The sequence below is a fragment of the Vibrio sp. 1069 genome (assembly GCF_033340555.1).
In genome coordinates this window covers 78826-92314 of sequence record NZ_JAWOWP010000016.1, presented here as the reverse complement: position 1 = coordinate 92314, position 13489 = coordinate 78826, and the positions used below count along the sequence as shown (strand labels likewise).

Genomic DNA, 13489 nt, shown 5'->3' with positions numbered 1-13489 from the left:
TTACAATGAAAAAAATAATATCATCGTTACTTGCGGTAGCTCTCTTCCTTTTTTCGTCAATCAGTTTTGCTGCAGTAAATAACAACCCTCAGTTTGAATTTGGCACTGTGCCAGCAGATAAATGTACTGTAGCAGGGCCAAGTGTGACTTGTGACATCGAGTTTCAGAATTCTTACTCACAACCTCCTCTGGTTTTTGTTATGCCGACGATCGATGCGAGTCGCTCTAACTTTGATAGCAAGACCACAGAATACCCTTCAGATTTGAAAATCTGGTCTATCAGTTCATCCAAAGCAACAATAAAGCAGTTATTACCTCCTCACAGAGCCGCTTGCCGCTATCTAAAATACAATCGTAAAAACGATAAATGGCAATGTAAAAATACTGGCGAGAGAATAACTTATGTTGATGCACCTATGAATGATATTGACTACTTGGTAATGGAACCAGGCGTTATTAAGTTTGATAGTGGTGCCATGCTTGTTGCAGGCAAAGTGAGCTCTAAACATACATTTTCTAATAAGCCTGATGGGACAAATAACATCAGCAAGCAGGTTAATTTTATTAACTTTGGTTTGAACACTGCTTTTTCAAAGCCACCAGGTGTTTTGGTTCAAATTCAAACTCGAAACAATATGGTTGGTAGCCAACCACTTTGGCTAAATACGATCGCTCTAGATCCTACTCGTACAGGCTTTTCATTAATCATTGACCGCTCTGAAGTGACAAAAAATGCGGTACTTGATCAACCTGAAGAAGTGGCGTTTGTGGCAGGCTATGGTGAAGGTTTTACTCAAGGGCGAAAATTTTGGCTAGGTAATGGTTCAACCCGTAATACGCTTAGCGCTCTGAATGATAATGTCATTAAACCAGTTACTGAGGGCTGTAAGCAGCTTAGCTACTTCCCGGTTACTGGCTTCAAATCTGCTCCGGTTTTATTGGCGTCTAAGCGTACTCGAAATGGTAATAACGGTGGTTGGCTAAGGCGTTGTTCTGTGACTAAAACCAGCGTTGCTTTGATTAATGAAGAAGATATGGATAGAGATGCTGAACGTGGTCACGTTGTTGAGCCGTTTTCATACTTCTTATTCGATAAGCCTCCTACAAGTGAAATTTGTGAGTTGTTTCCATCTCCAGTTCAAACTTGGACTGGCAATTCTAATGCGCTTCTAAAGATGAAAAATAATGCTCGGATTTCAGGGGCCCCTTATGTGAACGGTAAGCGTTACGTTGGTTTTCCTCAGTCGAAAATTACTTTAGAAAATAATGCATCATGTGACGATGAAGGTTGTTTTGGTAATGAAGGACTGATGATTAAACGGTTGGAATTAGAGAGTTTTAAGACTAGCTCTAAAGAGGTTGTTGTCGATCATCAGGAGAGTAAAACATTTTCTAGTTATGAGGTACTGGAAAAACTAGAAGTGAAAAACAATGCTAAAGTTACATTTAAAACGGGAACTTACTGGATAGAAGAGCTAAAGGTTGATAACAGCGCACAAATAAATATTCCAGACTCACAAAAAGTGCAAATTCATGTGAAAAAGCTGGAGCTGAAAAACAATGCGAAATTTTATACAGTCGGAAAAGCCGAGCTGATAATCATTGGTCATGGTAACGATAAAATTACTCTTGATAACAGTGCTGAATTGACAGGACTGCTCTATACAGAAGCAAGTGTAGAGTTAAAAAACAATGCAGTAGTTTATGGTGCGGTTACTGCTCGAAGTATTTCGATGGATAACTCGGCAAGTATCATTGCTACAGACAACCACTGTTTTACACCTTCAGATGATTATGAAGTAACGCTATCACCAGCAGCACAATATGCGTTGATGTGCGGAACAGAACAACCTAGTTTTGCAATAGAAACCAAGAACAATGGCTATGCGGAAAGCACTGGCGTTACTGTGCAGGTTTACCCTGATGCAGATAATTTTTCTATAGATGTTGTAGAAAGCACTGGTACTGGCTCTTATCCTAGCTTTACGACAAGCAATGTGTCTTCGAAACTTGGTAAGTTGAAACTGCAAGTGAGCGTTAAAGATCAAAGTAGTATTGATCTTGATGAAGAATATACGTTAAAAGTTACAGTGGACAATGACTCATCAAAAACGCAGACATCAACTTTCAAGTTTGTGCCATTTAAATTTTCAGCTGACGACCAGTATGTAATCGCAGGAAAGCTGAAAGAGGTTGAAGTAAAGGCTCAGGCATGCAATGACGATAATGAAGTTGACGATATTGACTATGACGGTAAGCCGGATGTTTTATATCAATGGGTACGCCCTGCATCAGGTGCTGTTGGCTCTTTAACTTACTCCCCATCATTTTCCAGTGGAAAATCTTCTAAAGGTTTAACTCTGGAAGATTCAGGTGAAATGTTAGTTACTCTGACTGATGATAACTTCACTTGTAGTGGTGATGATTGTCCGATTGAAGGTGACGGAAATACGAAGACACTAAAAGGCCAGTTCACCGTCTATTCACGTCCTTGGACATTTGCGATTTGTTCTCCGGATGATACGAATATGGATGGCAGTATTACGGATTCCAGTAGTGCAGCATTTACCGCAGCAGGGAACTCTTTTGAACTCTCTGTCCGTCCATTGCGCTGGGTGTCAGATGGTGATGACAGTGATCCCGAAGATGGAACAACAGAAATAGAAATATCCGGCTATTGTAGTTCACCCGTCACTCAGAATTTCTTTATTGCGGGTAGTGCGATCACATCAACGGTCGGATTGACGCATTCAGTCGCTGAGCCTGATGGTGGAGATGATGGTTCTCTTTCTGGCACTTTGGTCTATAGCAATAGCGCGGGAACCAATAATACCTATCTGTTGTACAGTAGGCTTTCATGGAGCGAAGTAGGGGTATTGAAAGTAACCGCAGATACTCAGGCAAATTATTTGGGTATGAATGTTAACCCCGGCTATCGTGATATCGGACGTTTTTATCCTGCCTGGTTGAGCTTAGTAAGCAATAACTGGGATTATGCGTCTGACCATGATGGCTTCATGTACATGAGTCAGCCTATCAGTTATGACTTTGTGGTCGAAGCACAAAATATGGATGGCGAAGCTACTACCAATTACAGTAGTTTCAGCTCTGATTTAATTGCTGATGTCCAACTGCTGGCTGTGGACACGGATGATAACGAAGACATTAGCGATCGGGTGGAAAATTATTATCTAAACTACTGGGATGGCAGTGACTCATGGTCAGGATCACAGCTGTCAGTATCAAACCAGTCTTTCCAATTTAATAAATCAGAAACCAATAGTTCTCCGTTAACGACTGAAGCAGATGGGCCATTTACAAATGGATTTGGATTACTAGTGGCAGATAAAGTGGATGATGTCGACTTTCTTACTTCAGAAGATACCAACCTCGAATTAAATGACGATATTGGTAAGTCTTTTCCAACTCAACCAGATATTCGCTATGGCCGAATGGCAATGGATGATGTCGGTGGTACTTCTGTCAGTACCATCAATATTCCTCTGCGTACAGAATACTGGAATGGTTCTCGCTTTATCACTAATACTGATGACTCTGCTTCTGATTATTCTTCTGATGAAGACTATGTTTGTTATCAAGAGGTGTGGTCTGAAGCTTCTGGTTCAGACGGTTCGTTGAATGGAGTAACAAAGACAGTTGATTCAGGTGTCAACGACGAACTTTATGCTACTCCATATTCCGAAGATTATAGTAGCTCAATACGCCAACAATTACGCTTCTGGCTGAGAATGGATGATACTAGTACGACATCTCCGCAAACGTTGGAAACTGATTATGTTACTTGTGGAAGTAGCTACATGAGTCAACCTTGGCTCCAATATAACTGGAGAGGGAAAGGAGATGAAGACCCATCATCCGTCGTCACCTTTGGTATTCATCGTGGTAACGATCGCGTGATTTACCGTGGTGAGCCAGGGTTAACCGGACAGTAACAACTTAGGTTTTTGCCCTTAAGTTAGGAAACTGCAAGAAATTGAGGCTTTCTGCTCATGTTTGTGTACCAATACCTTGCTGTGACAGCGAGGCATTGGTACATTTAGAGCAATTTTTGTCTTCTATATTTTTGCAGGATGAGCGAAGAGTATGTTTAAGAAACTTCGTGGCATGTTTTCTAACGATCTATCTATCGATTTAGGTACAGCCAACACTCTAATTTACGTAAAAGGGCAAGGAATTGTCCTTGATGAACCTTCTGTAGTTGCTATTCGTCAAGATCGTGTAGGTTCTGCAAAAAGCGTTGCTGCAGTCGGTCACGCAGCAAAACAGATGCTTGGTCGTACACCTGGCAACATTTCCGCTATTCGCCCAATGAAAGACGGCGTAATTGCTGATTTCTACGTAACCGAAAAAATGCTTCAGCACTTTATCAAGCAAGTGCACGATAACAGCATCCTAAAGCCAAGCCCACGTGTTCTTGTTTGTGTTCCTTGTGGTTCTACCCAAGTTGAGCGTCGCGCAATTCGTGAATCAGCACTTGGTGCTGGTGCGCGTGAAGTTTACCTAATCGACGAGCCAATGGCGGCGGCAATTGGTGCTGGTTTACGTGTATCTGAGCCGACAGGTTCAATGGTGGTCGATATCGGTGGTGGTACAACTGAAGTTGCCGTTATCTCTCTAAACGGTGTGGTTTACTCATCGTCTGTACGTATCGGTGGTGACCGCTTTGATGAAGCTGTGATCAACTACGTACGTCGTAACTACGGCAGCTTGATTGGTGAAGCAACGGCTGAAAAGATCAAACACGAAATCGGTTCTGCTTACCCTGGTGATGAAGTTCAAGAGATTGAAGTTCGCGGTCGTAACCTTGCAGAGGGTGTACCACGCAGCTTTAGCTTGAACTCAAACGAGATCCTAGAAGCGCTTCAAGAGCCGCTATCTGGCATCGTATCAGCAGTCATGGTTGCACTAGAACAGTGTCCTCCAGAGCTTGCTTCAGACATTTCTGAAAACGGTATGGTACTAACCGGTGGTGGTGCACTACTGAAAGATCTCGATCGTCTACTAATGGAAGAAACTGGTATTCCTGTGGTTATCGCGGAAGATCCACTAACGTGTGTTGCGCGTGGTGGCGGTAAAGCACTAGAAATGATCGACATGCACGGTGGCGATCTGTTCTCTGAAGAATAAAGGTTTAGGTGAAGCTCATGTCGGGCTTCACCTTCATTTCTGCTCTCTCTGTAATTCAAACATGCTCCATACCTAAAAGTATTTAGTTAAGTATTTTTAGGTGCCAAGTAAGGCTCAATAATCATGGAAGCAATCAGGTCAAAAACAAGATGAAACCGATTTTCGGCAGAGGTCCGTCTCTGCAATTACGTCTGTTTTTTGCTGTCATCGTGTCGGCGAGCTTAATGCTGGCCGATAGTCGTCTAGATACGTTTTCCAACGTTCGATACCTACTAAACAGTATGGTTGCACCGATTCAGTACGCAGCGAATTTGCCTCGTAGTATGTTCGATGGCGTATTTGAACGTTTTAATTCTCATCAGGCATTAGTTGAAGGCAATCGCAGCTTAAAGCGAGAAGTGTTACGCCTGAAAAGCGAGCTTATCTTGCTCGACCAATATAAAGAAGAAAACCAACGCCTACGTAAGTTGTTGGGATCTTCATTTGTCCGTGATGAAAAGAAAGTCGTGACAGAAGTAATGGCGGTGGATACTTCACCTTATCGTCATCAAGTGGTGATCGATAAAGGCCGTATTGATGGTGTTTACGTTGGTCAGCCTGTTATCAACGAGAAAGGCATCGTTGGTCAGGTTACGTTTGTCGCAGCGCACAACGCACGTGTTCTGCTGCTAACGGACGCGAAAAATGCAATTCCTGTCCAGGTGATCCGCAATGATATCCGAGTGATCGCATCGGGCAATGGTGAAATGGATGAAATCCAACTGGAGCACATTCCAACCAGCACAGATATTCAGGTTGGTGATTTATTGGTGACATCCGGTTTAGGTGGTATTTACCCTGAGGGATACCCAGTCGCGACGGTTACCAATGTGGATCACGATACGCGTCAAGAGTTCGCTTCAATCAAGGCTGGGCCGGTTGTGGAGTTTGATCGCTTACGCTACCTACTGCTGATTTGGCCGAATGAAGACCGTCAACACAAAGTACTGCGGTCCAATGTAGATGAAGGGTTAGAGCAAGAACAAGAGGTAACCGATGGCCAATAATGTATTGAGCAGCCGAATGGTGATTGGCGTCAGTTTCTTCGTTGCGCTGGTACTGCAAACCATTCCATGGCCAGGTGTGTTAGATGTGTTACGTCCGTCATGGTTGTTCCTTGTTACGTGTTATTGGGTGTTGGCACTACCGCACCGAGTGAACGTCGGAACTGCGCTAGTGTTGGGCTTATTGTGGGATATCTTGATCGGCTCAACGCTTGGAATTCGTGGCATGATGATGTCGATCGTTATCTACCTTGTGGCGCTGAATTTCCTATTGATTCGCAACATGGCATTGTGGCAACAGTCGATTTTAATTGCCTTTTTTACTGCGTTGTTGGAAGTTTTGATATTCTGTGGGGAATATTTGAACCAGGACGTAGTATTTAATCCATTATCTCTGTGGACGGCGGCAATAAACTGTATACTTTGGCCATGGATGTTTTTATTAATGCGACGAGTTCGTCGTGCATGGCACGTAAGGTAAAGCGGTGAAGAAAAGCTTATCTCTCGTTCTCGCATCGGGTTCTCCGAGAAGAAAAGAGCTGCTTGCTCAACTGGGTTATGATTTTGAGATCGTATTGCCTGATATTGAGGAAGCCAAACAGGCTCATGAGCAAGCACGAGATTACGTGTTGCGTCTTTCTTTGGAAAAAGCTCAGGCAGGCTTAGCGTTGGCTAAGCCTGATTCCGTTGTATTGGGCTCTGATACGGTCGTAGTATGCGATGACCGTGTGCTAGAAAAACCAAAAAGTTTTGAAGATTCAAAGCGTATGCTTACTGACTTATCGGGTCGTCGTCATCAAGTGATGACTGCGGTGAGCGTTGTATCATCGGAACAACAACATTCAGTGGTCGTTACCACTGACGTGTGGTTCAAACCACTGACTCACGAAGAAATCGAACAATATTGGCAGTCAGGAGAGCCATGCGATAAAGCTGGAAGTTATGGTATTCAGGGACTCGGAGGGCGATTTGTCACCCGAATCGAAGGCAGTTATCACGCTGTAGTAGGCTTACCTTTGTTCGAAACCGATCAGCTAATTCAAGAATTTTTATAATTGTTTTGAGGTGTGCACATGAGTGCAGAATTGCTGCTTAACGTGACCCCGAGTGAAACTCGTGTGGCCATGATTGAAGGTGGAGTACTACAAGAAATACATATCGAGCGCGAATCGCGTCGCGGTATTGTGGGCAATATATACAAAGGCAAAGTAAGCCGAGTGTTACCAGGTATGCAGGCGGCTTTCGTCGACATTGGTTTAGATAAAGCGGCATTTTTACATGCGTCAGATATTGTTCCTCATACCGAATGTGTGGCAGAAAACGAAAAACAGCAGTTTCAAGTCCGTGATATCTCTGAGCTGGTACGCCAGGGACAAGACATTGTTGTGCAAGTGGTCAAAGATCCGCTCGGCACAAAAGGTGCGCGTTTAACGACGGATATCACCTTACCTTCGCGTTATCTTGTTTTTATGCCGGGGGCCAGCCATGTCGGTGTTTCGCAGCGTATTGAAAGTGAAAAAGAGCGCGAGCGTTTGAAAAAGGTGGTGAACCATTACTGCGATGAGCACGGTGGTTTTATCATTCGTACCGCGGCAGAAGGCGCTGATGAAAAAGAGCTATCTCAAGATGCGGCATTTCTAAAGCGTTTGTGGCTAAAAGTCATGGAGCGTCGCTCAAAATACAAAACGCGTTCAACACTTTACGGTGAACTCGGCTTAGCTCAACGCATTCTGCGTGACTTTGTTGGCACAGAGCTCGATAAGATCATGGTCGACTCCCGCCTTGAATACGAGAACCTGAAAGAATTCACTTCTGAGTATGTACCGGAGTTAACAGATAAGCTTGAGCTTTACGAAGGTGACAAGCCAATCTTTGACATGTACGACACCGAAAACGAAATTCAGCGTTCTTTAGAGCGCAAGGTCGAGCTAAAATCGGGCGGCTATTTGATCATCGATCAAACCGAAGCCATGACCACCATCGACATCAACACGGGTGCATTTGTTGGTCGTCGTAATCTCGAAGAGACTATCTTCAATACCAATATAGAGGCAACGCAAGCTATTGCGCGTCAGCTACGTTTACGTAACCTCGGCGGTATCATCATTATTGATTTTATCGATATGGCATCCGAAGAGCATCGTCAGCGAGTACTTACCTCACTGGAAACGGCGCTGGCGAAAGACCGAGTAAAAACCAACATCAACGGTTTTACCCAGCTTGGCTTAGTTGAAATGACGCGTAAGCGCACGCGAGAAAGTATTGAACATATCTTGTGTTCTGGTTGTCCTACTTGTGAAGGCCGTGGCAGCGTGAAAACAGTCGAAACCGTATGCTTTGAGATATTACGCGAGATTACTCGTGTGAACCGTGCTTACGACGCCGATAATTTTGTCGTGTACGCATCGCCGTTTGTTGCTGAAGCGCTATTGGGCGATGAGTCTCATGCGTTGGCTGAGCTCGAAGTATTTATTGGCAAGCAAGTGCGAGTTCAGGCTGAACCCCTGTACATTCAGGAACAGTTTGACGTCGTAATGATGTAATTTGGAACATTTGTGAATTCTGGTGTTAACCGTTTTGGGCGTTTTTGTGCGTGGAGTTTAGTTACTGTATTGGTGTTATTAGCCATATTAGTAACCACGCTTCGCGTCACACTGCCGCAACTTAACCACTTCCAAGATGAGATCAAAACCTGGGTCAAACAAGGCACAGGTTTTGACGTTTCTATTGCCAATGTCGCAGGGACGTGGCGCAATAATCATCCCTCAATCGCGTTACTGGGTTTAGAGGCAAATCTACCAAACGTGCAAGATGCACGCTTCGCTGTTGAAGAAGTCCAAATTGAGTTCGACCTTGTTCAATCTCTTTTTCAACTTAAACCTGTAGTTGCAGACCTTACCATTCATAACCTCGCTTTAGACATTCACACGGTAGACATTCTGCCGACTTCTCATCGTCAAGATCCGAAGCCTGAAGTGGATAAGAGCGAAGTGAAACTCATTGACCAACTCGACTCACTTCTTTTACGTCAGTTCGAAGACTTCACTATTAGCGATTCACGGATTTGGTATAAGTCGGTGTCTGGTGAAACTCGCCGTTTAGATATTGAGCAGCTTCGTTGGAGCAATCAAGGGAAACGTCACGTAGCCGAAGGCACGGTTAGCATTGCCGATGTTCGCATGAACTCATTGTTAGTAAGCGCTAACTTTAAAGATCATGGCTCGTTGCGCGATGTATCTGGTGAGTTTTACGTGAGTGCTCAAGATGTCTCGGTCACACCTTGGCTGACCACTTACATGCAAGAAGAGTCAGGAGCAGAGTCGGGTAAAGTCAGCTTAAATACTTGGCTAACGCTCAAACATAGCCAACCGCATGATGCTTATGTTGAATTGCTGCCTTCCGAGTTGGTGTGGAATGAAGATGGACATCATGAGTTGTTTATTGAGTCTGGAATTTTCAATCTTCGACCAGATAAACAAGGCTGGAAAGTAAATGGCCACTCACTTCAGATCAGAACCGATAATACCCCTTGGCCAGAGCTAGACGTCGCGTTTGATTGGCAACCAAACGGCTGGATGCTTAATCTCTCTCAACTCGACATTGAAGCACTCATTCCGCTCATTAAGCTGGCTCCAGAGTCAGAGTCGACCAGTGACCTTATTAACAAACTAACACCGAAAGGCCGGGTCGAAGATGTCCGATTGTCAATGAACGGTGGTTTAGACACCTTACGCTACTCGGCTGAACTGGATGAACTCGCCATGACACAATGGGAGCTCCTACCCGGGTTTCATCACGTACAGGGCAGCGTATCGGGGGATGTGAATCAAGCTAAAGCAAAAGTCACCGTCATTGATGATGTCTTTCCGTACGGCGATGTATTCCAAGCTCCGCTGAATATCAAACAAGGTGAAGTCGATATTATCTGGCAGCAAGATGATGCGGGCTGGCGTTTGTGGTCGGATAAAGTGACGGCAGCAACGCCTGATCTTCAAGTTTTGGGGGCATTTCGTCTTGATTTTCCAAAAGAACAAAGCCCATTTTTATCGTTCTATGCCGAAGCGGATCTCTACAACGCGGGTGAAACATGGCGCTATCTACCGACTCTGGCACTTGGACAAGACTTGACCGACTATCTTTCGACCGCGATTCAGGGCGGAAAAGTGAATACAGCGAAATTGTTGTGGTATGGCGAGTTAGGTGATTTTCCTTACAAAGAACATAATGGCATGTTCCAAGCTTGGGTTGGATTAAAAGACGCGAAATTTAGCTTTGATACGGCATGGCCAACCATCATGGATTTGCAGCTAGACTTGCTGTTTGAAAATGATGCCATGTATTTGGATTCAAAATCAGCCACACTAAATGGCGTTCATGCTAAGCGTATCACTGGGCGAATCCCTGAGTTGGCAGAAGGTGGACACATCGAGATTGAAGCGAAAGCAAGCGCGCCGGGTAATGAAGTCCGTGACTACATGATGGCGACGCCATTAGTGGATTCAGTCGGTGCCGCATTGACAGCGCTGCAAGTGAGTGGTCCCGTTTACTCTGAGTTTCAACTCAATATACCGTTTGATTTTGAGAAAGAGTCTCGCGCTTGGGGTTATGCAGATTTAACAGAAAATCGTGTTGATATTGAAGCGCCGCCAATGACGCTTGAAAACGCCACAGGGCGTATCACCTTCGACAATGATGTGGTTACCACATCGGGTTTGTCGGCCGAATTATTACAACAGCCTATCTCTCTTGATTTCCATGGAGAGATTGCGGAGCAAGGCTACAACGTGACAATTAATACATTAGGAGATTGGGATGTCGAGCCTCTCAAACCCTATGTCGGTGAGCGTTGGTTAAACCTTGTTTCGGGCCATGCGCCGTGGCAAATGGACATTGACTTGCAACTCAATGATGTTGGTTTCACTTATCAGCTTGAAGTGCTGGCGCAGCTAAATCGTCTGGCTAGTCAATATCCTTATCCTTTAGCTAAACAAATTGGCGAGTCTGGACAAGCGAAACTGCAAGCATCCGGCAACCAAGAGAGTATTTCAGCAAGACTACAGATCCCAAATGTGAAGTATCAAACTGAGATAGATATCGCTGGCGATGTCCCGGTTCTGACTGCGACTCATTTAATGGTTGGCAAAGGTGGCTTCCGGATTAGTCCTATTGTCGGGCACGATGCTTCGGTGCGTGTCGAAGAACTGAATTTAGACCAATGGGCTGAGCTTGCGCAGGTCTCTGAGAGCAAGCCTTCATCGTCTGTTTTGGCAAGCATGAAAACGCCGACCATTCCATTGCCGACACGCATTGAAGTTGAAACGCCAAACTTACAGCTCGGTGGGATTGAGTTTCATGATGTGGATTTTTCAGCAAGCAAGAAAAATTTGAGTTGGCAACTCGAGGTGGACAGTCAAGAGGTTAAAGGGAAAGCTAACTATCTGAAACCCTATGATCTATCGGTCTCTCTAGAGCACTTGCATCTGTACATCCCAGGGTTTGAAGAGATGACCAAAGAGCGCAGTTCAATCTTTGCGAGTGAAGATCAAAACGCACCTTTGATTACCAATTTTGACCGCAAGTTTCACGCAGAGATGCCAAACTTAACTTTGAACATCGATGATTTTTGGCTGCAAGGTTACAAAGTGGGCAAAGTTAATGTTGATTTGCAGCGTCGCGAGAACCGCTTGGAGTGGAAAAATATCACCTTTAGTAGCGGCAAAAACCGCATTGATATGAGTGGTTGGTGGGACCTGACGAAAGAGAGTAGTCATTCCAACTTAACCATGAAAATGAAAGGTGATAACAACACCGATCTTATGGAGCGCTTTGGTATTACATCAGGCATTCAACAAGCACCATTTGAGATCAATGCCAATATGGAATGGGACGGCGCACCTTGGTCAATGAAGACACAAACCTTGCAAGGAAACGTCTCAACGGAATTTGGTAAAGGCGTGATCAGTGAAGTTAGTGGTGCGGCACGCTTGTTAGGCTTGTTTAGCTTGGATTCTATCATCCGTAAGATGCAGCTCGACTTTACCGACGTATTCGATAAAGGCATGGCATTCAACTCGATCACGGGAACGGGCAAAATCCAAGACGGTGTGTTTATCACCAATGATATCGTAATGGATGCGTTAGCAGGGGAAATGCAAATCCGCGGCATCGCTAATATGAACAGCAGAATGGTTGATGCGGAAGTGAAATTCACACCAGACATCACATCAGGCCTACCAATGCTGACCGCGTTTGCCGTTGCGCCTCAAACTGCTTTGTATGTCTTGGCCATCTCTACGGTGATATCTCCGGTGGTTGAGGTCTTCACTCAAGTCAATTATGAAGTGAAAGGCCCACTAGATTCACCAACGGTGAAAGAAATTTCGCGAAGTAAAGGTGAATACAAGCTGCCAGAAAAACTGCGTGAACAGGCCAAATAACTCACCGAATATAATGGAATAGGGAGGAAACACATGGAGCGTGTTGGCATTATTCAAATGACTTCGGGTCCGGATATTAACGCGAATTTGGACTTCATTGAAAAACAGTGTGCTTTAGCGAGCAAGCAAGGTGCCAAACTTGTTCTTACTCCTGAAAATACAGTGCTATTTTCCAGTCGCGAAGCTTATCATCAACATGCAGAGCCACTTGGCAGTGGCATGATTCAACAGCGGCTCTGTGAAATCGCTAGAAAGAACCAGTTAACGCTGATTGTCGGAAGCATGCCCATTCAAACCGCAAAAGGTGTCACCACCACAACACTGGTATTTCCGCCGCACGGTAAATGCATTGCTCACTATGACAAACTGCATATGTTTGATGTCGACGTAGCCGATGGTTATGGTAGTTATCGTGAGTCGGATACGTTTATGGCGGGTAATCAAATAGTCGTTGCGGAAACTGATATCGGCAGTGTTGGATTGAGTATTTGTTATGATTTACGTTTCCCAGAACTTTATAAAGTATTGCGTCAAGAAGGGGCGGATATCATTGTGGTGCCCGCTGCGTTTACCGCTGTGACGGGGCAAGCTCACTGGGAAGTATTATTGCGATCTAGAGCGATTGAGACACAATGTTGGATTTTGGCAAGCGGACAAACTGGAACGCATCCATGTGGACGAAAAACATGGGGACACTCAATGGTCGTTGACCCTTGGGGACGTATCCATAAACAGCTTCAGGATGAAGTAGGCTTATTGGTGACAGAGATAGATTTGTCACAAAGCCAACAAGTAAGGCAGAATATGCCGCTGACTCAACACAGTCGCTTTCAAAATGAATTGAGACGGAAATAAAAGAGC

At 44.6% G+C, this 13489-nt stretch carries 8 protein-coding genes; all 8 read left to right on the top strand.

Annotation, left to right across the window (positions count from 1 at the left end):
- The first annotated feature begins 5 nt into the window (after positions 1–5).
- The 8 genes from R7040_RS19975 (at position 6) to R7040_RS19940 (ending at position 13483) form a co-directional block, all read left to right on the top strand.
- On the top strand, positions 6–3953 hold the full coding sequence (locus R7040_RS19975; RefSeq protein WP_064354325.1) for a DUF6701 domain-containing protein: 3948 nt from the start codon (positions 6–8) through the stop codon (positions 3951–3953).
- A 151-nt stretch (positions 3954–4104) separates the two neighbouring features.
- Entirely contained in the window at positions 4105–5148 is a 1044-nt protein-coding gene (locus tag R7040_RS19970) for a rod shape-determining protein (RefSeq protein WP_005381144.1), read from the top strand.
- A 149-nt stretch (positions 5149–5297) separates the two neighbouring features.
- Positions 5298–6194 (top strand): rod shape-determining protein MreC, encoded by an 897-nt coding sequence (mreC, locus tag R7040_RS19965; RefSeq protein WP_064354324.1) that lies wholly within the window; start codon positions 5298–5300, stop codon positions 6192–6194.
- Positions 6184–6672, top strand: coding sequence for a rod shape-determining protein MreD (gene mreD / locus R7040_RS19960; RefSeq protein WP_005381141.1), 489 nt, complete (start codon positions 6184–6186; stop codon positions 6670–6672). The genes mreC and mreD overlap by 11 nt, the downstream gene beginning before the upstream one ends.
- Positions 6673–6676: 4 nt before the next feature.
- Complete coding sequence (locus tag R7040_RS19955; protein WP_005381139.1) at positions 6677–7246, top strand: Maf family protein; 570 nt, start codon at positions 6677–6679, stop codon at positions 7244–7246.
- Positions 7247–7264: 18 nt separating this feature from the next.
- Positions 7265–8734, top strand: a complete 1470-nt coding sequence (gene rng / locus R7040_RS19950) for a ribonuclease G (RefSeq protein ID WP_005381138.1) — start codon at positions 7265–7267, stop codon at positions 8732–8734.
- A gap of 12 nt (positions 8735–8746) precedes the next feature.
- Positions 8747–12628: a YhdP family protein gene (locus tag R7040_RS19945; protein ID WP_318096938.1), complete on the top strand. Its 3882-nt coding sequence runs from the start codon at positions 8747–8749 to the stop codon at positions 12626–12628.
- A 33-nt stretch (positions 12629–12661) separates the two neighbouring features.
- Positions 12662–13483: a carbon-nitrogen hydrolase family protein gene (locus R7040_RS19940; protein WP_171346115.1), complete on the top strand. Its 822-nt coding sequence runs from the start codon at positions 12662–12664 to the stop codon at positions 13481–13483.
- Positions 13484–13489: the final 6 nt, after the last annotated feature.

Bases quoted from the DNA above. Each gene is read 5' to 3' on its own strand.
- R7040_RS19975 (WP_064354325.1), top strand. From the start codon at position 6: ATGAAAAAAATAATATCATCGTTACTTGCGGTAGCTCTCTTCCTTTTT.
- R7040_RS19970 (WP_005381144.1), top strand. From the start codon at position 4,105: ATGTTTAAGAAACTTCGTGGCATGTTTTCTAACGATCTATCTATCGAT.
- mreC (WP_064354324.1), top strand. From the start codon at position 5,298: ATGAAACCGATTTTCGGCAGAGGTCCGTCTCTGCAATTACGTCTGTTT.
- mreD (WP_005381141.1), top strand. From the start codon at position 6,184: ATGGCCAATAATGTATTGAGCAGCCGAATGGTGATTGGCGTCAGTTTC.
- rng (WP_005381138.1), top strand. From the start codon at position 7,265: ATGAGTGCAGAATTGCTGCTTAACGTGACCCCGAGTGAAACTCGTGTG.
- R7040_RS19940 (WP_171346115.1), top strand. From the start codon at position 12,662: ATGGAGCGTGTTGGCATTATTCAAATGACTTCGGGTCCGGATATTAAC.